Source organism: Glaciimonas sp. OK215, assembly GCF_057787885.1.
On record NZ_CM173544.1, the window covers coordinates 767,089 to 789,469 of the forward strand.

Genomic DNA, 22,381 nt, shown 5'->3' on the forward strand with positions numbered 1-22,381 from the left:
GTGTCAGCGCCATTCTTATTCGTCGCGCTTGGAAAGATAGGCGTCAAAACCACTATCCAGATAGGCCGACGGCGGGACTTCATCCGCTAGTACGGCGGCGTCAAGCGCCGCGATTTCGGTGATGCGATGTTGCTGTTCGTACTGATACAAGCCGAAAAACAGCACTACTCCAGCCAGAATAGGTGCGGCAACGCCAAGCCGTGTCAGCCAGGAAAACGGTTGCTGGAAGAAACTGCCGGCTGGTCCGGCCGGTACGCTTTGAGGTACCACCACAGGCAACGGCGCATCTTTTTTCTTGCGGGATAAGGCCATTTGACGCGCAGCGGCCAGCCGATCAACGGTGGCTGGCGGCAGGTCGTCAATGCGTTCGTTAAGCGCGTGGCGTACTTTGTACGCGAAATTAATTTCTTTGCTATTCATAAACTTATTCCTTTGGCCCGGAGGGCCTGCGCCAGAGCGTGTGTTGCGCGAGAGCAGTGTGTTTTTACACTGCCTTCGGAGCAGCCCATTGCGGCGGCAGTCTCGGCAACATCCATGTCCTCCCAATAACGCATCAGGAACGCTTCTCGTTGACGAGCGGGCAGCTTTTGTACCTCCTGGTCGATTAAATCGAGGACTTGTTCCCGTTCCAGCTTGGATGAGCTGGACTCGGCTGCCTGTGAACCTTCCTCCGACTCGTAGGTTTCAAGGACATCATAATCTTCGTCGCTGGTCTTGTCGTGACCAATGCTGGAAAACAGGCTGACCCAGGTATTGCGTACTTTTTCTCTGCGGAAATAGTCGAGGATGGTGTTTTGCAATATGCGCTGAAACAGCATCGGTAGTTCGGCGGCTGGTTTGTCACCATATTTTTCCGCCAGTTTGATCATCGCGTCCTGGACGATGTCCAGCGCTGACTCGTCCTTGCGGACGGCGTAAACCGCTTGCTTGAAGGCGCGCCGCTCTACGTTCTCAAGAAAATCTGAAAGTTCTTTATCGGTTGCCATGCGTTGTGGCGCGTTGTGTCATTCGCTACCAGCTAGTGAGGAAAGTTGTTCAGAGTCCTGTTGCGCCGCTGCCCGAAGTGAACGGCGACAGCAACCAACTTATAACGGGACGGAAGCATTCAGGGTACGTTAGTTGACTTAGCTTTAACTTAGCTAACAAAACTATCTTGTAATGTGACGTTGGATCGTTATAAGGAAGGCTTTTCAGGCTGCCCGAATGCTAGCAAAAAAGACAGTGCTTGTGGGTTGTTTATACGAAATTTTGTTCAAATGAGGTCGATTTCAAACGAATTTGCATGAATTTGGCTTGACCTAAATGAAAGTACGCATTATGGTATCACTCCACTTCAGCATCCTGAAGTGTACCCATGGTCTTCTCGCTGGCAGTGCAAGACGCTGAGCAGCGGCAAGACGCGCTTCATATTTGAAAGCTGTTTGCTCTAACCCGTGCCACAAGCGCGAGAAAACGCGTGGTGCTTCGAGGTGATTGGCTGAACGAGTCGCGCACAGCGGCATTTTGAACCGTATCTACGGGTACGCAACGAAATGACGTGAACGCACAATAAAGGAATGCCAAAAATCCGCGTTGCAAGCCACCGTTGTCGTCAGGAGAGAGCATCCGATCAATTTCCAATGGACCTTGAAAGGACATAGTAACAATGAGTCAAGATACAAATTTACCCGTCTCCGGCGCAGAAATTCTGGTGCGCTGTCTGGCGGAAGAGGGAGTCGAACACGTTTTCGGTTATCCCGGTGGTTCGGTGTTGTATATCTATGACGCCATCTTCCAGCAAGAAAAATTCCAGCACATCCTGGTTCGTCACGAGCAAGCTGCGATACACGCGGCCGATGCCTATTCGCGCAGTTCAAACAAAGTTGGCGTAGCGATTGTTACTTCCGGCCCGGGCGTAACCAATGCGGTCACAGGTTTGGCCACGGCCTACATGGACTCGATCCCGATGGTGGTGATTTCAGGCCAGGTGCCGTCTTACGCGATTGGTGAAGACGCATTCCAGGAGTGCGATACCGTTGGTATCACGCGTCCGTGCGTGAAGCACAATTTCCTTGTCAAGGATGTCAAGGATCTGGCCGAAACGGTCAAAAAGGCATTCTATATCGCCACCACCGGCCGTCCCGGTCCGGTGCTGATCGATATTCCTAAAGACATCACCATGCACCGCCACGTCTACTCGTACCCGAAAGAGGTCGAGATGCGGTCGTACAAGCCGGTCGATAAAGGTCATTCCGGACAGATCCGCAAGGCATTGCAGCTGTTGCTGAGCGCCGAACGTCCGATGATTTATACCGGCGGCGGCGTGATTCTGGCGAATGCATCGCCTGAGCTGAACCGGCTGGTGGATCGTCTTGCCTACCCTTGCACCAATACCCTGATGGGGCTGGGCGGCTATAAGTCGTCGAGCGACAAGTTCGTCGGCATGCCAGGCATGCACGGCACCTACGAAGCCAACATGGCGATGCAGAATTGCGATGTGCTGATTGCGATTGGCGCGCGTTTCGACGACCGCGTGATTGGCAATCCCAAGCATTTTGCCAGCAATTTGCGCAAGATTATTCATATCGATATCGATCCGTCGTCGATCTCCAAACGCGTTAAGGTCGATATTCCTATCGTCGGCAACGTCAAGGACGTGCTGCAGGAATTGCTGGCACAACTGGACGCTGCCGAAACCAGGCCAAACGCGCTTGCGTTGGCCGCCTGGTGGAAGCAGATCGACCAATGGCGTGCGCGCGAGTGCCTGAAATTTACCGATTCGTCGGAAGTCATCAAGCCGCAAGCAGTGGTGGAAAAAGTCTGGCAGATTACCGGCGGCGACGCGTTCATTACGTCCGACGTTGGCCAGCATCAAATGTGGGCAGCCCAATATTACGGTTTCGATAAGCCGCGGCGCTGGATCAATTCCGGTGGCCTGGGCACCATGGGCGTCGGCTTGCCGTACGCGATGGGCGTGCAGATGGCCAATCCCGGTGCGACCGTGGCTTGTATCACCGGCGAAGCATCGATTCAGATGTGTATCCAGGAACTGGCGACCTGCAAACAATATCATCTGACCCCGAAGATCATTCTGCTGAACAATCGCTTCCTCGGCATGGTTCGTCAATGGCAGCAGATCGATTACGGTTCGCGTTATTCCGAGTCATACATGGATTCGCTCCCGGACTTCACCAAACTGGTTGAGTCGTACGGTCACGTCGGCATGAAGATCGAAAATCCGGCGGATATCGACGGCGCGCTGAAAGAAGCATTCGGCATGAAAGATCGTCTGGTATTCATGAATTTCATTACTGATCAAACCGAGAATGTCTGGCCGATGGTGAAGTCGGGTAAAGGCTTGACTGAAATGCTGTTGGGTTCGGAGGATCTGTAATGCAACATATAATTTCTGTACTACTGGAAAACGAAGCAGGCGCGCTGTCGCGGGTAGTGGGTTTGTTCTCTGCGCGCGGCTATAACATCGAAACATTGACGGTCGCACCGACCGAAGATGCGACCTTGTCACGGATGACCATCGTGACGAGAGGTTCGGATGACGTGATCGAACAGATCACCAAGCATCTGAATCGTCTGATTGAAGTCGTCAAAGTGGTCGACCTGACCGAAGGCGCGCATATCGAACGTGAACTGATGCTGATCAAGGTGCGTGCGGTCGGTAAGGAGCGTGAAGAAATGAAACGCACTGCGGATATTTTCCGCGGTCGCATCATCGATGTCACCGACAAGACTTACACCATCGAATTGACGGGCAACAAGAGTAAGCTGGATGCCTTTATTGATTCAATAGACCGCGTTTCAATTCTGGAAACTGTCCGTACCGGCGGTTCCGGTATTGGCCGCGGCGAACGTATCCTGAAGGCATAAGACAAGGCTGGCAAGCTGTGTTTCCGGCTGAATTTTTAGCCGACTGAATTTATCGAGCCGCTTTAGGTCATCTGAACGGTTCTCTATCAATTATTTTATATATAGGATTAAAAATGAAAGTTTTCTACGACAAAGACAGCGACCTGTCCCTGATCAAAGGCAAAAACGTCACTATCATCGGTTACGGTTCACAAGGCCACGCGCACGCGCAAAACCTGAATGACTCCGGCGTCAAAGTGACCGTCGGTCTGCGCAAGGGCGGCGCTTCGTGGGACAAAGCGGTCAACGCCGGCCTGAACGTTGCTGAAGTCAACGACGCAGTCAAGGCAGCTGACGTCATCATGATTTTGCTGCCGGACGAAAACATCGCCCAGGTTTATGCAGAAAACGTTGCGCCACACGCCAAGCAGGGCGCGACACTGGCGTTTGCGCACGGTTTCAACGTTCACTACGGTCAGGTAACGCCTCGTGCCGACCTGGACGTCATCATGATCGCGCCAAAAGCGCCAGGCCACACTGTCCGTGCAACTTACACTCAAGGTGGCGGCGTGCCTCACCTGATCGCTGTGTACCAGGACAAGTCCGGCACTGCCCGTGACATCGCTCTGTCGTACGCAACCGCGAATGGCGGCGGCCGTGCCGGTATCATCGAAACCAACTTCCGCGAAGAAACTGAAACTGACCTGTTCGGCGAACAAGCCGTTCTGTGCGGTGGTGCAGTTGAACTGATCAAGGCCGGTTTCGAAACATTGGTCGAAGCTGGTTATGCGCCGGAAATGGCCTACTTCGAGTGCTTGCACGAACTGAAACTGATCGTTGATCTGATTTATGAAGGCGGTATCGCCAACATGAATTACTCGATCTCGAACAACGCAGAATACGGCGAGTATGTTACAGGCCCACGTATCGTGACTGAAGACACCAAGAATGCGATGCGCGCCGTACTGAAAGACATCCAGACTGGTGAGTACGCGAAGAGCTTCATCCTGGAAAACAAAGCCGGCGCACCAACGTTGATCTCCCGTCGTCGTTTGAATGCAGAACACCAGATCGAGCAAGTTGGTGAGCAACTGCGTGGGATGATGCCATGGATCAAGAAGAACAAGATGGTTGACCAAACGAAGAACTAATTAGAGCTTAGTTATTTCGACGTCCGGGCATCATGCTGGAATCGCTGGCAAGCGATCCCAGCGCTCAACCGAAAGCTGTGCGCAGGCACAGCTTTTTTATCGGTTTCGCGTGCCATGGATCAAGAAGAACAAGATGGTTGACCAAACGAAGAACTGATTCGAACGCTTGTTATGTTAAAAAAGGGACGCATTAGCGTCCCTTTTTTGCTCTATAAAGCCGCGCTGAGTGAGGTTTGATATTTGCCTTTGTCGAATGGCGTTGTGAATTGGTACGCCGCAGGAGTGCAATCGCTAAAATCGATGCATGTTCTAGTTACAATTGAGAACTAAACAACCGTAACATCATCGAAGCTTGGATCTGTAATCCTTCTTGTTGCAAACCCGGTTGGGGGCGTGCGTAACGCCTCTCTTTTTTGGAGATTTCCTATGTCACGATCCCGTAATCTGATGGTCTCATCGATCCTGGCGCTAGCCAGTTTCGGTGTCCATGCGCAAACCAGGGTTCCGACCGCCGGCACTTTGGTGGTCGTACCCGCTTACGGCGAAGTCAAGCATGTCAACGATCAGGTACGCATTACCTTCGCCATAGAAGAGCAGGATAAAGACAAGGCCGCAGCGGCCTCACGCGTGAATCTGAAGATGAAGCAGGGAACCGAACTTCTGAAACGACAGGATCCGCAGGCGATCTTGCAGACCCGTGGTTATTACACTTACCCGGTCTACCCGGAGGATCAGCCGCAATCGCGTGCGAATGCCAACAAGTTGCGTCAGCCGACTGGCTGGCGGGTTGGCCAGTACCTGGATGCCACCACGACCAATCTGAACAGCCTGCCCAAGACCGTGGCGTCGGTTCAAAGCGTATTGGGCCTGAATGGCCTGTATTTCAGCCTGAGCGACGCCACCAGCAAAAAACTGGATGAGCGGCGCATCGCTGCTACCTATCAGAACCTGACTGAACGCATCGCTTCGATTGCGCGTGCCATGGGACGTAGCGAAGCGGATGCGGTACTGGATACGGTCGATTTTGAAGGTTCCGGTAACTATGCTGCGGAAGCTGCAATGCCGAAAGGCGCAATGCTGCGTGCGGCGGCGATGAATGATGCCGCACAGGTTGAAGAGCCAAGCTTCGAGCCAGGTGAAACAACGTTGAGCATGCGCGTGGTCGGCAAGGTGCGGTTCAAATGAAAAGGTTGGCGCTGATGTTGTCAGCCGGACTGGTGCTGGCTGCTTGCAAACCGGCGCAAGCGCCGCCGCCGGATATTTTAAAATCGCAGCACCAGGCGCTGGATCAGGCGAAGGCGCTGGACGGGCAGTTGCAGCAGCAATTGCAGGATCGGATGAAAGCCGCTGACGATCAGCAAAAGTAACGGCTGCGGAATTGCCGGCGGCCGGTTATTGCAGGCTGCGCTCTAATTACGTACCGATTGCTACGCAAAAGGTTACATTTACTGCTTGCTCGACTAGAATAGCCACGCTATCAAGTTTCCATCATTCTTTAAGACAATCCGGAGTGCAGTTGAATAATTATCCACATCCTATTATCGCCCGTGAAGGTTGGCCGTTTCTGGCAATTGCGTTTGCCGTGGCGTTGCTGGTCACCTTTGTGTCGGTTGGCTGGTCGCTTCCCTTCTGGATCATTGCCTTGTTCGTATTGCAATTTTTCCGTGATCCGCCGCGGGTTATTCCGCAAAGCCCCGGCGCGGTGATTTCGCCCGCCGACGGCCGCATTGTCGTCGTTGAAAAAGCCCATGACCCTTACGCTAACCGCGAAGCACTGAAAATCAGCGTCTTCATGAACGTCTTCAACGTGCACTCGAATCGTGCCCCGGTTGATGGCAAGATCGAAACGGTGCAATACTTTCCAGGCAAGTTCGTGAACGCCGATCTGGACAAGGCATCGATTGAAAACGAGCGCAACGCACTGGTGATTACCGCGGCAAACGGCCAAACCGTGACGTGTGTGCAGGTTGCGGGCCTGATTGCCCGTCGTATTCTTTGCTACGTCAAGGTCGCTGATATACTGGCGCGCGGGCAACGGTATGGCTTTATTCGTTTCGGCTCGCGGGTTGATGTGTATCTGCCATTGACAGCAACACCGAAGGTTTCTGTCGGCGACAAGGTGTCGGCGACGGAAACGATTTTGGCCGAATTTTAAGTTTTGTTTTTTGTAGATTGAAACGGAACCCACATGGCTACTTTCCCCCGCCGCAAAGCGAAGAGTAACGTCACACCGTTCCCGAAGACCTTGCGCGAAAAAAATTCCTTGCGCACTCCCTATCAGGATGACGAAGACGATGGCCCGATACGGCCGACGTTAAGGCGCCGCGGCGTCTATCTGTTGCCGAATGCATTTACGACTGCAGCGCTGTTTTGCGGTTTTTATGCGATCGTGATGGCGATGAATCTGAAGTTCGATCAAGCCTCGATTGCGATTTTCGCGGCGATGGTACTCGACAGTCTGGATGGCCGCGTGGCGCGCATGACCAATACGCAGAGCGAGTTTGGTGCGCAGTACGACAGTTTGTCGGACATGGTCTCATTCGGTGCGGCACCGGCGCTGGTGGTGTACGAATGGTCATTGCGCGGCATGGGAAAACTTGGCTGGCTGGCAGCGTTTGTGTATTGCGCGGGCGCGGCGTTGCGACTGGCGCGTTTCAACACCAATATCACGGTCGTCGACAAGCGCTATTTTCAAGGCTTGCCAAGTCCGGCCGCAGCAGCGCTGGTGGCGGGCTTCGTCTGGATCATGGACGATCTCGGCTTTGTCGGTGCCGACCTGAGCTGGGCGGCATGGGGAATTACCTTGTACGCCGGCCTGACGATGGTCACCAACGTGCCGTTTTACAGCTTTAAAGATGTCAACCTGCGTAAGCCGGTACCCTTTATCGCTACCTTCGTGGTGGTGCTGGTGCTGGTGGTTATTTCCAGCGCGCCGTCGAAAGTCTTGTTCGGCTTGTTCGTGCTGTACGGGTTATCCGGTCTGGGCGTGTATTTCTGGCGTTTATTCAAGGGCAGGCCGGTCAGCATCGTGCAGACTGAACATGAGCATGACGAAAAGTAAGCATTGGGAAGCATCGCGTTGACGAAATGCGCCGATGTCAAGGCGTAAACGCGCATCAAAGCCGCCGAGGTTCGCCAAGGCGGCTTTTTTCATGGCCGCGAGCGCTGGACCAAGCTGTTATTTTTGTCCGGCAGTCGTCTAAAAGCCTTTAAAATCGATTATTCACCAGAACATTCAGGAGCACAGCATGGCAGCCAACTCACCCGAAAAACTCATCATATTCGACACCACGTTGCGCGACGGCGAGCAGTCGCCTGGCGCATCGATGACCAAGGATGAAAAAATCCGCATTGCCAAGCAACTGGAACGGATGAAGGTCGATGTGATTGAGGCTGGATTTGCAGCGGCTTCGCCTGGTGATTTTGATGCGATCAAGGCGATCGCCGGCATCGTCAAGGACTCCACCGTGTGCTCGCTGTCACGCGCCAATGACAAGGACATCGCACGGGCAGCCGAAGCCTTGCAGCCGGCACAACGTAAGCGGATACACACTTTTCTCGCGACTTCGCCATTGCATATGGAAAAGAAGTTGCGCATGACGCCGGATCAGGTCTTCGAGCAGGCCAAGATGGCGGTGCGCTATGCGCGCAAGTTTACCGATGATGTCGAATTCAGCCCGGAAGACGGCAGCCGCTCCGACATGGATTTTCTGTGCCGGGTACTGGAAGCCGTGATCGCCGAAGGTGCGACCACCATCAACTTCGCCGATACGGTCGGATATGGCGTACCGGAACTGTACGGCCAGATGCTCAGAACGCTGCGCGAACGGATTCCGAATTCGGACAAGGCCATCTGGTCGGTGCATTGCCATAACGATCTGGGCATGGCGGTCGCCAATTCGCTGGCCGGTGTCATGATCGGCGGCGCGCGTCAGGTCGAATGTACGATCAATGGTCTGGGTGAGCGTGCCGGGAATACCGCACTGGAAGAAATCGTGATGGCGGTCAGAACGCGTCGCGATTACTTCAATCTCGAGGTCGGCATCGATACGACTCAGATCTTGCCTGCCTCCAAGCTGGTATCGCAAATCACCGGTTTCATCGTGCAGCCGAATAAGGCGATCGTTGGCGCCAACGCGTTTGCGCATGCTTCCGGCATCCATCAGGATGGCGTTTTGAAAGCACGCGACACCTACGAAATCATGCGCGCCGAAGACGTTGGCTGGAGTGCCAACAAGATCGTTCTGGGCAAGTTGTCAGGCCGCAATGCGTTTAAACAGCGCTTGCAGGAACTCGGCATCGATCTGGATTCCGAAACCGAAATCAACGCGGCGTTTTCCCGTTTCAAGGAATTGGCAGATCAGAAGTCGGAGATTTTTGACGAAGACATCATTGCCCTGGTGTCGAGCGAGCAGCAATCGCATGAGAACGAATACTATCGTTTCGTATCGTTGTCGCAGCACTCGGAAACCGGCGAAAAACCAAGCGCCAAGGTGGTGTTCTCGATTGACGGCCATGAGGTGGCATGCGAAGGGCAGGGGAACGGTCCCGTCGACGCGATTGTGAATGCAATCGAGACCAAGGTGGCGAGTGCTGCCGAACTGCAGCTGTTCTCGGTGAATGCGATTACCACCGGCACGCAGTCGCAGGGTGAAGTTACGATGCGCCTGTCCAAGGCGGGCCGTATCGTGAACGGCGTCGGCGCCGACCTGGATATCGTGGTGGCTTCCGCCAAGGCCTACCTGAGCGCACTCAACAAGCTGCATTCACGCGTGGAGAAGTTGAGTCCGCATTTGTAATCGCTTTGTCATGTATTTGATGTGTCGCGCTGCAACTGCGCCCACAAGCGCGCCAGATACGGGTCGTTGAGCCCCTCGCGGAGCAAGCCGTCAAGCGTGTGTTGCAGGTAGTCGCGTGCCGGTCCGTACAGGCCGGTCGCATCGCGCAGATGTGAAACCACGATGGCGTCGGGCAGGCGGCCGGCGTACGCGGCATGCTGCCGATTCATCACGAATGCCAGGGCCTTGATGTGGCGCTGCTGGCTCCCGCCTGTCGCCGGCATCCGTATCGATAGCCAGCGCGGCAAGTAGGCACCCGTCAGCATTTCACGCCGCCACAGCATGCGCAACTCAGCTTCGATATCGGCTGCCGGAATCCGGAACGCGACGCCATGACAGCAACCGCCGCGATCCAGGCCCAGCACCAGCCCCGGATTATCCAGCGTGCCGCGATTGATGCGCGAGTATAAATAAAAACCGCGATGATAGCCGTGCAATGTCGCCAGTCGGCGCTCGGTATGCAGCACCATCGGGTTCCAGATCAGCGAGCCATAACCGAACAGCCAGACATCGCTCCCGGTCTCGGGCAACGACGCCAGCGCGCCCCGCCAGGAAGCCTCCAGCGCCTCTTCCGAGAGTAGCGAAGCGGCAATAGGTGTGCTGACCAGCGTTGCGCGCAGGTGGTCTTGTTCAAGGTCTTCGCGGGTGATGCTCATGCTTTTGGTAGCATAATTTCTGCCTTGTTTTCCACGTTCTCTGTGCGCATTTTACGCAGCGGATCAGAAGAAGGTGTGGACGACATCGATGACGTCGAATTCCGGGCTGACTACTGCAATCTGACGCCATTTGTCGAAAGTCAGGCAAGGATGTGAAATGTCGAAGGCGATCATGTCGCCGACTTTGATATCGTCGCCATCGGCAATCTGCATGTAAGCATGCTGATCCATCATGCCGGTCAGTTCCCAATGCGCAGGCGTGGCGACCGGCGCAGCGTTGCCGGGACGGTAATGCGTCGCAGGCAGTGGTAGTCCGGCGTCGAAGGCGGCATCGCGTTTGCCGAGGGCGATGATGGCTTTGCCCGGTTCCGGCAGCGATTGCACGTAGGCCCATAGTTGCAATGCCGGCAGCAGGCTGGTGCGCATTTTTCGCGCGACCGGATTGCGGGTCTGGATCTGCGCCTGTGCGGCACGGTAGACCCCGACGTCATGCGTCAGATAGCAACCGGGACGCAGGATCACGTCCAGCGGCAGGCCGATCTCGGCCTTGGAAAACTCCTCCGCCACGACGTCATACCAGGCAGAGCCGGCGCCGCTCAGAATGACCGGCCGTAGCGCTGCGCGTTCGGTAAATTTACCGGCTTGCGCCAAGTCCCTGGCACAGCTGACCGCGCGTTGCAGAAAGCGGCGGATATCCGCCTCTTCCTTGAGTACGCCCTCATACAGTTCGACGCCGGCCAGGACGATGTGGTCTTGCCAGCGCTCGATTGCTTCCAGCACTGCGGCTTGTTGCGCGGCATCGCGGACGCCGGTGCGGCCGCCGTCGGGACCCAGTTCCAGCAATACATGCAATTTTTGCTGGCGTGCCTTGAAGAACGCGCCAAGCAGATCGACGCCCTCGGCCGAATCCACCAGACAGCAGAATTCGAAAGACGGATCGGTCAGCAAATCGGAAATGATCGCCATGTTTGGTTTGCCAACCAGTTGATTGGCCATGATCACGCGCCGCACGCCGTGCTGGTAAGCGACCCGGGTTTGATGCGCTGTCGCCAGCGTGATGCCCCAGGCACCGCCGGCCAGCTGACGTGCGAACAATTTCGGCGCCATGGTGGTTTTGCCGTGCGGCGCCAGTTTGACGCCGTATTCGGTGACAAATTGTTGCATCCATTCGAGGTTGTGCTGCAGCCGCTCTTCGTACAGTACCGCGGTCGGCAGGCTGACTTCCTCGCGCAACAAATTCCAGTGCAAATCCTTGATGGCAGAAGTAGCCAGCGGTTGTTGAAATGCTCCCAGGCCTTTGTTCAGAGGAGTAATAACCGGGTTGTCGATGCTGCTGTGATAGTTTGTATCATTCATTGGAAATTCCTTCGCTGAAAACTATATTTGGTGATAAGTTGGCAATAAAAATTATTTTATTGTATTCGTGAACTGGAAATTTGCAGGTTATGTTATAAAGTAACACAAAAAATTTCAAGTGCGTGTTAAAGTTGCCCCCAGCAGCACCCGACGGCTATCAGAATAGGCCATATTTTCAGATTTGGAATGGAACGCATGCCGCATACCTTGCCACACCCAGTTGCGCATACTTTCGATATCGTATCGCGTATTTCCGAGCGCAGCGGCCAGCTCAGGCTGGCCGAGCAAAAGGTCGCCCAGGCCATTTTGGGCGATCTGCCGCTTGCCGCCGGTGCGAGCATCAACACCCTGGCGCAGCTGGCCGGCGTCAGCGAAGCCAGTGTGACCCGTTTTGCCAAGGCCATGGGATGCCGCGATGTACGCGATCTGAAGATGAAACTGGCGCAGGCTGCAGCCATAGGACAGCGGTTTTTACATGCGGAAACGCCCTCGGCTGAAGGTCGGGTGCCGCAGATTGCGGACATGATCTATGCCGATATCGGGAAGGTGCTGGAACTCAATCGCGCCATGCTGAATCAGGACGCATTGCAGCGTGCCGCACAATTGTTGCTCGAGGCCCGCATGATTTACGCCTTCGGCATGGGCGGTGGTTCGACCATGTTATCTGACGAGGCGGGCTATCGGTTGGTGCGATTGGGGCGGCCGGCAGCGAGTTATCACGACGCCATGTTGCAGCGCATGGTCGCCGCGACGCTCGACAAAAATGATGTGGTGCTGGCGTTTTCGACCACCGGGAATGTACCTGAGCTGATTGCCAGCTGTGAGGTGGCCAAGGAGTACGGCGTGCGTCTGGTGGCGATCACCGCATTGGGATCGCAACTGGCGGCGCTGGCCGATGTGTTGCTGCCGCTGAAGTCGCTGGAAACCGATTTCATTTTTAAACCGTCATCGTCGCGCTACGCCATGATGATGGTGCTGGATGTGTTGATGGCCGAACTGGCGCTGCTGCAAAAGGACCATAGTCAGGAATTGCTGCGGCGCTTGAAGTTTACGCTGGATGCGCACCGTGGCAGCGGCAATCGTGAACCGTTAGGAGATTGAGATGAATACTGCAGCGAGCAAGCAGGCCGGAAATAGTTGCGACACCCTGATCCGCAATGTTTCGTTGATTGACGGTAGCGGTGCGCCACCATTCAATGCCGATGTCGCACTGGCTGACGGTCGCATCGTGCGGATCGCCGCAGCCGGTGCCTTGAACGGCTGGCAAGCCACGCATCAAATCGACGGCAGCGGCAAAGTGCTGAGTCCCGGTTTTATCGATGTGCACACGCATGACGATACCAACGTCATCCGCCAGCCGGAGATGCTGCCCAAACTGTCGCAAGGCGTGACCACGGTAGTGGTCGGCAACTGCGGCATTAGTGCGGCGCCGGTCAGTCTGAAGGGCGTGCCGCCGGATCCGATGAATTTGTTAGGCGACGCAGAGGCGTTCAGCTATCCGACATTTGCCAGCTATGTCGCAGCGGTAAATCAGGCGCAACCGTCCGTCAATGTGGCGGCACTGGTTGGTCATACGGCATTGCGGAATAACCAGATGGATCGTCTTGACCGGGCTGCAACGGACCAGGAAATCAGCGCGATGTGCGCGCAATTGAGCGAAGCACTGGCGCATGGTGCGCTGGGTTTGAGTACCGGTCTTGCTTACGGTAACGCGATCAGTGCGCCGACCGCCGAGGTCATGGCTTTGGCCGCGCCGCTGGCTGCTGCAGGCGGTATCTACGCGACCCATTTGCGGAGTGAGTTCGCCGAGATCCTGGAAGCGATGGACGAAGCGTTCCGGATCGGCAAGCATGCGCGCGTACCGGTGGTGATTTCGCATTTGAAATGTGCAGGTGTCGACAACTGGGGCCGTAGCGCTGAGGTGCTGGCCGCGCTGGAGCAAGCGCAACGCTACCAGCCGGTCGGCTGCGATTGCTATCCGTACACAGCCAGTTCATCGACCCTCGATTTGAAACAGGTCACCGATACCATCGATATCCAGGTGACCTGGTCCGAGCCGCATCCGGACATGGGCGGCAAAATGCTGGCCGCGATAGCGGCGGAGTGGAACGTTGATTTACTCGAGGCCGCGCGGCGTTTGCAGCCGGCCGGCGCGGTCTATCACGGCATGCACGACGACGATGTCAACCGTATCCTGAGTCATCCGGCGACCGTGGTGGGCTCCGATGGCTTGCCGAACGACCCGTTGCCGCATCCACGTTTGTGGGGCGCGTTCCCACGGGTACTTGGTTATTACAGCCGCGAAAAAAAGCTGTTTCCATTAACGGTGGCGATCAACAAGATGACCGGCCTGTCTGCGCATCGTTTTGGTCTGGCCGAACGGGGCCTGGTGCGTGAAGGGTATTGGGCCGATCTGGTGCTATTCGATGCTGAAACGGTGCGCGATGCCGCGACCTTCACCGATCCGATGCAACCGGCCCACGGGATTGAAGCGGTCTGGGTGAATGGCGTGCTGTCGTATCGCGGCGGTATTGAAAAAGCCGCTACCGGCGAACGTGCGGGACGTTTTTTGGCACGCCATCCACTCCCATAGCACAGATGGTTTTACAAACAATATTGGGCAGCACTTTTATGCATTTCGACAGGAGAAAGATATGACAATCAAAAGATACGGTGTAGAAGGCGGTTCCGGCACTGGCGGTCAGCATTTGCCATTCGCGCGTGCGGTGGAGGCGGATGGCTGGCTGTATGTGTCCGGTCAGGTACCGATGGTGAATGGTGAAGTGATCGATGGCGGCATCGTTGCCCAGTCGCACCAGGCTATCAAGAACGTGCTGGCGATTCTGGCTGAGGCTGGCTATGGTCCTGAGCACGTCGTGCGTTGCGGTGTCTGGCTGGACGACACCCGTGATTTCCAATCGTTCAACCGGGTCTTCAAAGAATACTTTGGCGCCAATCCTCCGGCCCGTGCCTGCGTGCAGTCGGCGATGGTGGTCGACTGCAAGGTCGAAGTGGATTGCATTGCCTTCAAGCGATAAAGCCGCGCCAGTCAGGCGCTGACGATAAAACCCGCATCGGGTCGACTGCTGGTGAAAAACAAAGGAGAGGGTAATGGAGATGGTTCAGGGAAACATGCTGCTGGCGTACGCACTGATTGCGGTGATTACGCTGGTGGTGTTGATTGCAAGATTCAAGATGAATCCGTTCATCGTATTGATCGTGGTGTCGGTAGTATTAGGCGCTGCGGTGGGCATGCCGATGGCGACCATCGTCAAGTCGTATGAAACAGGCGTCGGTGGCGCGCTTGGGCATATTGCGCTGGTGGTCGGACTGGGTACCATGTTCGGCAAGATGATGGCGGAGTCCGGTGCCGCCGAACGGATTGCCAACACGCTGATTGCTGCCTTTGGCCAAAAGAACGTACATTGGGCGATGATGGTGGTGGCGCTGATCGTCGGCTTGCCGGTATTTTTTGAAGTCGGTTTCGTGTTGCTGATTCCAATCGCCTTCAACGTTGCCAAGCGCACCGGAACCTCAATGATAGTGGTCGGGATTCCGATGGTTGCCGGTTTGTCGGTGGTGCATGGTTTGATTCCGCCGCATCCTGCCGCACTGTATGCGGTGACGGCTTACAACGCCGACATTGGCCATACTATTCTGTACGCGTTGATTGTCGGTATTCCTACCGCGATTATTGCCGGCCCATTGTTTGCCAAGCTGATCTCGAAGTTTGTTTTCCCCGATCCGGACAATCCACTGGCGGCGCAGTTTATCGAGAGCGACAGCACGCGCGACTTGCCAGGTCTGGGCATCACCCTGGCCACCATCCTGTTGCCAGTCGTTCTGATGTTGCTGGGTAGCTGGGCCGACATTTTCTTTGCGCCGAAAACTTTCCCCAACGACTTCCTGCGCCTGATCGGTAATTCGGTCATTGCGTTGTTAATTGCAGCGTTGGTGAGCTTTTACACCTTTGGCAAAGCCCGCGGTTTCGATCGTGCTGCCATCCTTAAGTTTACAAACGAGTGCCTGGCGCCTATCGCCGGGATTACCCTGATCGTTGGTGCGGGCGCCGGCTTCGGGCAAATTCTGAAAGACAGCGGGATCTCGACCTCGATTGTCGGTCTTGCCACGCACGCCAACTTGTCGCCATTGGTCCTGGGTTGGTTCGTGGCTGCGCTGATCCGGGTCGCAACCGGCTCGGCCACGGTGGCCATGATCACTGCCTGCGGGATTGTTGCACCGATCGTGTCCAGTGTTGCCGGTACGCGTCCGGAATTAATGGTGTTGGCGACCGGTGCCGGTTCGCTGATCCTGTCGCATGTCAACGATGGCGGCTTCTGGCTGGTCAAGGAGTATTTCCACATGACCGTCACTGAAACCTTCAAGACCTGGACGGTGTGCGAAACGCTGATTTCGGTGCTTGCCCTGCTGTTTACGCTGGCATTGTCGACCGTGGTGTAAGGCGCGTCGGTTGGGGTGTTAGCTTGAATGGATGGCTTGCAGAGCTTTGGTTCTGCAGGCCATTTTTTTATGGCGAATAATGGATGCGGTAGCTAGCCGGTCACGCTTGCTTTAACAGCTGGCAACTGCGTCGTGAATTCAATCCTGGCGTCGCGTTTAAGCGACTGGTAGCGTAAGCAGGTGACGCGCAAAAAAGAGGAAAAATTACTGGTTTCACCAAGATGGGCGGTGACTTCGCTGTGTAATTTTGCGATCAGTTGATTCGTCGTTAAATCATTGTCGGCAGCCAGCTCGGACAGCGTTTGCCAAAACAGATTTTCCAATTTGATGGTGGTGATGACGCCCATGATGCGCACTGATCGGGTGCGTGATTCGTACAGGATCGGATCAGCTTGCGAATAGATTTGGCACATGGCATACCTGCGTCTTCTGGAACAATCCTATTGTATGACCGTCCCCGGGCGGCGGTATCGGACGACCATCCGACGCCACCGCCAGGAACATCTTCCGATTACAGCTCGATACGCGTTCCCAGTACCTTCAGGAACTGCGCCAGCCAGGCAGGATGCGCCGGCCACGCCGGAGCCGTCACCAGATTGCCGTCGGTATGCGCAGCGGCGATATCGATATCCGCATATTTGCCGCCGGCCAATTCCACTTCCGGCGCGCAGGCCGGATAAGCCGAACAGGTTTTGCCTTTCAATATGCCGGCAGCTGCCAGCAACTGCGGACCATGACACACCGCAGCAATCGGTTTGTTTGCTGCGTGGAATTGCTGGACGATTTCGATGACGCGTTTGTTCAGGCGCAGATATTCCGGTGCCCGGCCGCCAGGGATCAGCAGCGCATCGTAATGGTTGACGTCGACATCGCTGAACGCCGCGTTCAGCGTGAAATTATGACCGGGCTTTTCGCTGTAGGTCTGGTCGCCCTCAAAGTCGTGAATTGCGGTACGGATGCGGGCGCCGGCGGCTTTGTCCGGGCACACGACATCCACCTGATGACCGACCATCTGGAGTGCCTGAAATGGCACCATCAGTTCGTAGTCTTCGACGTAGTCACCGGCGAGAAACAGGATTTTCTTTGCGCTCATGATAGCTCTTTCAGTAGAAATTTCTGGAGGGAAATGTGTGATGGAGGCAACACTAATGCATGGGTTTGGATGCCAATCCGGTGCGCATAAGAGCAAGTATGAGGCCGAAAAAGGCGGGCGGGTAATAACCGGCTATTACGCATTGATGTTGCAGCGCGCCAATGCGAAAGTGTTCATCAGCGCGCCGAGCCTTGCCTGACGCCGTGACCTGTGACCCGCGCCGCCATCGCACGCTGCACAACACCGCGCGACAAGCGCCAATACAAGCATGCAACCGCCGCTGACAGCAAAGCAAATCCCAGCATGCCGGTGTACAGATAGAGCAGCTTGTAAATCTCAATCCCCACGCTATACATCAGCATGCCGACGATGCCCATGGCCGCTGCGACGGTGCCTTTTGAGACATCGCTCTCGGTCAGAGTAAAGCGCACCAGCACCGCTACAGAAAGCCCTTCGCCGAAGGAAATCAGGCTGATCCCGAGAATCAGGAAGTAGGGGGTACGGAAAACGGCTGCGCCGACCAGCATGACGACGATTCCCGAGGCGATCGGATATAAGGCGTACTTGACCGAGCTGCCGAGCCGCCAGCGGTCGGCCTGACTGGCGAGGATCAGATTGCCGGCAATCAGACTGCCAAAAACAGGGATTTGCCACCAGCCGTATTCAATTACGCTCAGGTGTCCGTCGGCCACCAGAATCAGCGGCGACATGGCGATCCAGCCTATCAACGGGATCGCCAGCAATGGAATCGATAGCGCGCCCATCAAAAAATTATGATTGCAAAACACCTTGCGATAGTCATGCCAGATCTGCATCAGCGGTAATCTTTCCTTACGCGGCTTGACGGTTTCCGGCATGTGCAGGGCGAGGCCGATCAACGCGACACAGGAAACGGCTGCGATGAAGACAAACACCATCCGCCAGGGCCACAGCTCAATCATGAAAGCACCTGCCACCGGGCCGATCAACGGTGCGATCAAGGCCACATTCGCCATCAGTGCCGTGACTTTGACTGCGGCTTTTTCTTCAAACGCTTCTTGCACCACGGCATACCCGACCGAGGAGATAAAACACAGTCCGATCCCCTGCGCTACGCGCAAGACGATGAAACTTTCGATGCTGTCGGAGAACAGGGTCGCCAGGCAGGCAATGATGAAAAAGATGGTGCCGCCCAACATCACCGGCCGCCGTCCCACCCGGTCCGATAGCGGTCCGAACAGCCATTGGAATGAGGCGCCGCCCAACAGAAAGGCGGTCATGGCCGATGCCATCCAGGCAGCGCTGGCACCGAATTCACGGGTGACGGTGAGCATCCCGGGCTGGATCATGTCATTGGCGATGTAGACGGAGAACTCAAATAGCACCAGCGCCAACGGGAACATCAGGGTCGTACGATTCAGGGCGGAAATTTTTTGCATCGTTTTATTGGGAACGCCATGCGTAAAGCTAAAGATGGAAGCATTGCACAGAAGGCAGCCGAACGGGAATGATCTTTAAAAGCGGGCGCGGGTCAAGCCAAAATGGCAAAAATCTGGCAGTGTTGCTGGACCGCATCACCTTGTTTTTGTCACGTTGTGTGCGCCGGAAATCGCGCGTATCTTTGCCCGAATATTTTGGTGTGGTAATGATGTAGAGGCTCCTAGGCAGCCCGGATTGACCACAGGTTGAAGTCGCGGTCGACAACATGCATTACTCGAGAAAAATTGTCGTTCACATAAATACTCGAGGTTTTAATGAATAACCAACGCCCAACCTGTTTTTCATTGTCGGTCGTGTCGCTAGCGGTGTCAGCCATGCTGTCCGGTTGCGGTGGCGGCGGTGGCGGTAGCCAGAATCCAGGCAACGCGGCGCCCACCCTGAGCGGGCAGACCACGCCCAATCCGGCGCCGGTTAACAGCAGTGCCGGCCCGGTGCATGCGCAGGGGATTACCGGTGCCGGCGTGACGGTCGGTGTGGTGGACACAGATTTCAACTTATCCGATCCTGAGCTTGCGGGACGCATTACTAAACTGGTGTATACGGCTCCGACCGGCACCAGCAGCGGTGGCTTCCTGGGTGCCGGCGGCAACGGCAACTCTCACGGGACCGAGGTGGCTGAAGCGTTGGGTGGCACCGATACCGGCGTCGCGCCAGGCGTACAGATTCAGGGTATCGCGGCCGGGGTTGGCACTGATGGCGTGGCGCTGAGTACCGACATTTACAACCGTCTGTATAACAATGGCATCAGGATCTTCAATCAATCCAACGGCGTCGGTTCGATTGCGTCTCCTGCGAATGCCGTCAGCTACTACAACATCTATCAACCGTTCGTGGCAAAAGGCGGCTTGTTTGTCTGGGCCACCGGTAACGGCGCCAGTGCGCAGCCGACCATGACGGCCGGCTTGCCGGCGCTGTATCCCGACCTGCAAAAGGGCTGGATCGCGGTGACGGCCGTGAATGCGGTGGGTGGCGCACAGGGGTTTTCCAGTGCGGATACGCAGCCTGGGGTGATTTCCAGCTATGCCAATCGCTGTGGCGTCGCAGCCAACTGGTGTCTGGCTGCGCCCGGCGATTTTGTGTCGCCCAGCGCGGGCGGGCGTGTGTATGGCACTTCGTTTGCGACACCGGCGGTGACCGGTGCGATTGCTTTGGTCCAGCAAGTGTATCCATGGATGAATGCCGATTTGCTGCGGCAAACCATTTTGTCGACGGCGACCAGCATGAACGATCCGGCGACCTATGGCTGGGGGTTGCTGAACGCCAGCAAGGCGGTCAATGGCCCGGCCTTGTTTGCACAAAGCCTGGCGCTCGGCCCGAATGTCAACGTCAAGTTTGATGCGGTTTCCTCGATCTTCAGCAATGCGATCGCCGGCGATGCCGGACTGATCAAGGATGGGAGCGGGACGTTGACCTTATCCGGGGCGAATACCTATACCGGCAACAATGAGGTGGTCAAGGGCACACTGAATATCACCGGATCGATTGCTTCCGCTGTGCAAATCGACGCCGCTGGGAATCTGGGCGGTGACGGTGGCCGTATCGGCGCTAGCGTCAGCAACAACGGGCGACTCAGCAATACCGGCAAAGGCTTGACCATTGCCGGCAATTACACCGCAGCGGCGAACGCCGTGTTGGCCAACGATATCAACACGACCCTGACGGTTGGCGGCACCGCAACGTTGGGTGGCTCGCATCTGGTGGCAACGGTTCCGACTGGCACCGCCGATGCCAATGCGTATGTCACCGCACAGGCGAATAATCAGTCCCAAAAAGTGTTAACCGCGGGTACCGCTGTCGTGAATACCTTCGGCGACGTCGGGTTTCAAAGCGTTGGTACGGCGTTCCCACCCTTACTCACTGCACAAGTGACTTACGGCGCCAGGGAAGTTGACTTGACGATCGGACGCGTCGCTACGACGCTGGCAGCGCAAGCCTTTGCCGCAGATCCGACCAGAACCAATAGCGCCGCCAACGTTGAGCAGGCGATGACGACGGCTGACGCGATGGCGGCAAGCGGGCAAACCGGTGGCACCAACGCCGCTTTGCTGAGCAGCGCAGCAGCGCTGGAACGGGTCGCCAGTATCGCCGCGCTGGGCGCTGCGCTGGATAGTTTGTCGGGGCAAATTCATGCTTCTGCACAAGCGTTGACCTTTCAGCAATCGCAGGCGGTGAATCGCGATCTGTCGAATCGCCTGTCGCAATTAGGGAACCGGGATAGGCAAGTCAACACCGGTCTGTGGGTCAGCGCAATCGGTGCTTCCGGCAAACTGGCCGAATCCGGCTATGCCGGCGCCGCTACTTCAATGTCGGGTGCGCAATTCGGTATCGATACGCAACTCGGTGACAAGGCTATCCTCGGAGCCGCGATTGCGTATGCGGACAGCAGCGCCGGTTTCGATCGCTTTGGCGGTAGTTCCAGGGGGCAGAACACCGGTGTTTCGCTATACGGACGTTATGCGTTGTCGAATCAGGGGGGCAGCAACGGCGCCTATGTCTCCGGTCGTGCCGGTGTGGCAACGGTCTCCAGCACGGTCAAGCGTACTGCGATGGCTGGCGCTGAAATCGAGGGCCTGCAGGCGGATCATACGGACAGCGTGCTGTCGGCCTATGCCGAAACCGGTTATGCGCTCAAGTGGTCGAGCGGCACCATCATCACGCCGTTCGTCGGCGTTGCTTATGATCGCCTGAAACGTGGTGGCTTTGCCGAAACGGGCGGCAGTTTTGGCCTGATCGCCAATAGTCAGTCCTATCGGCAAACTGCCGGTTTACTCGGGTTGCGTGGAGATGCGAGTTTCGACTGGTTGGCTGGCAAGAGCAATCTGCAGGCATATGCGGCCTGGCAGCATGCGTTCACCGATGGCAATCTGGATTTTGCGGCGGCTTTTTCCGGCGCGCCTGGCAGCAATTTCACGGTGCAGGGTATTGGGCTGTCGCGTAATTCAGGCTGGAGTGGGGTTGGTATTTCGACAGCGATTGATCGCAAGTGGAGCTGGTATGCCAATTATGATGCGCAGTTTGGCAAAGGTGGGCTGGTGAATAATGTGGTGTCGGCGGGGGTGCGGATCGCGTTGGATTAAGGGGCAGTGTTGATGGGCGTGACTTGGCGGGTGTTATATGGTTTGCTTATATACGTTATCTGAACAATAAAGCAGACCTGGATGGTGCGGTGCGATATAGTTCGTCTGTCTCCTCCAACACCTCCTAAGGTTTGGATTTACCCGCTCCCGTAAGGTGAGCGGGTTTTTTTTGCCTGTGCATTTGTGATGTGTGGTGGCCGTCGGTAATTGAAACGGTCGCTACTCCGTGGATGCTAGTCGGGAGTGGCCCGACAGCCAGTCACTTTTCTTGCTTCGCCAAGAAAAGTAACCAAAAGAAGGCGACCGCAAAGCCGTTGCCTTCCCTTCGGTCAGGTTCCCAAATGGGTCGTCTGCCAGTCGGGTGGGGAAACAAACTCGCTGCGCTCAGACAAGTTTCCCCACAATTCCCGACTGACAGCCGCCCCAT

The 22,381-nt window shown here is 56.0% G+C and carries 21 protein-coding genes; 14 read left to right on the forward strand and 7 right to left on the reverse strand.

Annotation, left to right across the window (positions count from 1 at the left end; genetic code table 11):
- Nucleotides 1-15: 15 nt before the first annotated feature.
- On the reverse strand, nt 16-420 hold the full coding sequence (locus AC3CHX_RS03485; RefSeq protein WP_488642713.1) for a DUF3619 family protein: 405 nt from the start codon (nt 418-420) through the stop codon (nt 16-18).
- Nucleotides 417-986, reverse strand: a complete 570-nt coding sequence (locus AC3CHX_RS03490) for an RNA polymerase sigma factor (protein WP_488642714.1) — start codon at nt 984-986, stop codon at nt 417-419. Before AC3CHX_RS03490 ends, AC3CHX_RS03485 begins: the two co-directional genes overlap by 4 nt.
- Before the next feature lie 659 nt (nt 987-1,645).
- On the opposite strand from AC3CHX_RS03490, the gene AC3CHX_RS03495 reads away from it, so the two are divergent.
- The 8 genes from AC3CHX_RS03495 (at nt 1,646) to AC3CHX_RS03530 (ending at nt 9,793) form a co-directional block, all read left to right on the forward strand.
- Complete coding sequence (locus tag AC3CHX_RS03495) at nt 1,646-3,373, forward strand: acetolactate synthase 3 catalytic subunit (RefSeq protein WP_488642715.1); 1,728 nt, start codon at nt 1,646-1,648, stop codon at nt 3,371-3,373.
- The gene (gene ilvN, locus AC3CHX_RS03500) at nt 3,373-3,864 is read left to right on the forward strand and encodes an acetolactate synthase small subunit (protein ID WP_488642716.1); all 492 of its coding nucleotides are present in this window, start codon (nt 3,373-3,375) and stop codon (nt 3,862-3,864) included. Before AC3CHX_RS03495 ends, ilvN begins: the two co-directional genes overlap by 1 nt.
- A 113-nt stretch (nt 3,865-3,977) precedes the next feature.
- Nucleotides 3,978-4,994 (forward strand): ketol-acid reductoisomerase, encoded by a 1,017-nt coding sequence (gene ilvC / locus AC3CHX_RS03505; RefSeq protein WP_488642717.1) that lies wholly within the window; start codon nt 3,978-3,980, stop codon nt 4,992-4,994.
- Between the two features lie 426 nt (nt 4,995-5,420).
- Nucleotides 5,421-6,179, forward strand: coding sequence for an SIMPL domain-containing protein (locus AC3CHX_RS03510; protein ID WP_488642718.1), 759 nt, complete (start codon nt 5,421-5,423; stop codon nt 6,177-6,179).
- Nucleotides 6,176-6,361 carry a hypothetical protein gene (locus AC3CHX_RS03515; protein ID WP_488642719.1) on the forward strand — a complete coding sequence of 62 codons (186 nt, stop codon included), beginning with the start codon at nt 6,176-6,178 and terminating at the stop codon, nt 6,359-6,361. The genes AC3CHX_RS03510 and AC3CHX_RS03515 overlap by 4 nt, the downstream gene beginning before the upstream one ends.
- Before the next feature lie 143 nt (nt 6,362-6,504).
- On the forward strand, nt 6,505-7,149 hold the full coding sequence (locus AC3CHX_RS03520) for a phosphatidylserine decarboxylase (RefSeq protein WP_488644715.1): 645 nt from the start codon (nt 6,505-6,507) through the stop codon (nt 7,147-7,149).
- A gap of 33 nt (nt 7,150-7,182) precedes the next feature.
- A complete protein-coding gene (pssA, locus tag AC3CHX_RS03525) occupies nt 7,183-8,055 on the forward strand; it encodes a CDP-diacylglycerol--serine O-phosphatidyltransferase (RefSeq protein WP_488642720.1) in 873 nt (290 codons plus the stop codon).
- 187 nt (nt 8,056-8,242) lie between these two features.
- On the forward strand, nt 8,243-9,793 hold the full coding sequence (locus AC3CHX_RS03530; RefSeq protein ID WP_488642721.1) for a 2-isopropylmalate synthase: 1,551 nt from the start codon (nt 8,243-8,245) through the stop codon (nt 9,791-9,793).
- Nucleotides 9,794-9,801: 8 nt separating this feature from the next.
- Here AC3CHX_RS03530 and AC3CHX_RS03535 read toward each other — a convergent pair whose 3' ends face one another.
- Together AC3CHX_RS03535 and AC3CHX_RS03540 are read right to left on the reverse strand one after the other, a co-directional pair.
- Entirely contained in the window at nt 9,802-10,488 is a 687-nt protein-coding gene (locus tag AC3CHX_RS03535; protein WP_488642722.1) for a gamma-glutamylcyclotransferase, read from the reverse strand.
- A 63-nt stretch (nt 10,489-10,551) separates the two neighbouring features.
- The gene (locus tag AC3CHX_RS03540; protein ID WP_488642723.1) at nt 10,552-11,844 is read right to left on the reverse strand and encodes an amino acid deaminase; all 1,293 of its coding nucleotides are present in this window, start codon (nt 11,842-11,844) and stop codon (nt 10,552-10,554) included.
- A gap of 195 nt (nt 11,845-12,039) precedes the next feature.
- Here AC3CHX_RS03540 and AC3CHX_RS03545 point away from each other — a divergent pair, with 195 nt between their 5' ends.
- From AC3CHX_RS03545 to AC3CHX_RS03560, 4 genes are all read left to right on the forward strand, one after another.
- Nucleotides 12,040-12,945 carry a MurR/RpiR family transcriptional regulator gene (locus AC3CHX_RS03545; RefSeq protein WP_488642724.1) on the forward strand — a complete coding sequence of 302 codons (906 nt, stop codon included), beginning with the start codon at nt 12,040-12,042 and terminating at the stop codon, nt 12,943-12,945.
- 1 nt (nt 12,946) lies between these two features.
- Nucleotides 12,947-14,437 carry an N-acyl-D-amino-acid deacylase family protein gene (locus AC3CHX_RS03550; protein WP_488642725.1) on the forward strand — a complete coding sequence of 497 codons (1,491 nt, stop codon included), beginning with the start codon at nt 12,947-12,949 and terminating at the stop codon, nt 14,435-14,437.
- 61 nt (nt 14,438-14,498) lie between these two features.
- Nucleotides 14,499-14,882: a RidA family protein gene (locus tag AC3CHX_RS03555; protein WP_488642726.1), complete on the forward strand. Its 384-nt coding sequence runs from the start codon at nt 14,499-14,501 to the stop codon at nt 14,880-14,882.
- A gap of 73 nt (nt 14,883-14,955) precedes the next feature.
- Nucleotides 14,956-16,305: a GntP family permease gene (locus tag AC3CHX_RS03560; protein WP_488642727.1), complete on the forward strand. Its 1,350-nt coding sequence runs from the start codon at nt 14,956-14,958 to the stop codon at nt 16,303-16,305.
- A 92-nt stretch (nt 16,306-16,397) separates the two neighbouring features.
- Here AC3CHX_RS03560 and AC3CHX_RS03565 read toward each other — a convergent pair whose 3' ends face one another.
- Nucleotides 16,398-16,718: a ribbon-helix-helix domain-containing protein gene (locus AC3CHX_RS03565; protein ID WP_488642728.1), complete on the reverse strand. Its 321-nt coding sequence runs from the start codon at nt 16,716-16,718 to the stop codon at nt 16,398-16,400.
- A gap of 98 nt (nt 16,719-16,816) precedes the next feature.
- The gene (locus AC3CHX_RS03570; RefSeq protein WP_488642729.1) at nt 16,817-17,398 is read right to left on the reverse strand and encodes a DJ-1/PfpI family protein; all 582 of its coding nucleotides are present in this window, start codon (nt 17,396-17,398) and stop codon (nt 16,817-16,819) included.
- 40 nt (nt 17,399-17,438) lie between these two features.
- Between AC3CHX_RS03570 and AC3CHX_RS03575 the strand changes: the two genes are divergently transcribed.
- Nucleotides 17,439-17,597, forward strand: a complete 159-nt coding sequence (locus tag AC3CHX_RS03575) for a hypothetical protein (protein WP_488642730.1) — start codon at nt 17,439-17,441, stop codon at nt 17,595-17,597.
- Here the strand turns inward: AC3CHX_RS03575 and AC3CHX_RS03580 are convergent.
- Nucleotides 17,575-18,816 carry an MdfA family multidrug efflux MFS transporter gene (locus AC3CHX_RS03580; RefSeq protein WP_488642731.1) on the reverse strand — a complete coding sequence of 414 codons (1,242 nt, stop codon included), beginning with the start codon at nt 18,814-18,816 and terminating at the stop codon, nt 17,575-17,577. The two genes, AC3CHX_RS03575 and AC3CHX_RS03580, sit on opposite strands and share 23 nt — an antisense overlap.
- 315 nt (nt 18,817-19,131) lie before the next feature.
- Here AC3CHX_RS03580 and AC3CHX_RS03585 point away from each other — a divergent pair, with 315 nt between their 5' ends.
- Nucleotides 19,132-21,954, forward strand: a complete 2,823-nt coding sequence (locus tag AC3CHX_RS03585; RefSeq protein WP_488642732.1) for an autotransporter domain-containing protein — start codon at nt 19,132-19,134, stop codon at nt 21,952-21,954.
- Nucleotides 21,955-22,381: the final 427 nt, after the last annotated feature.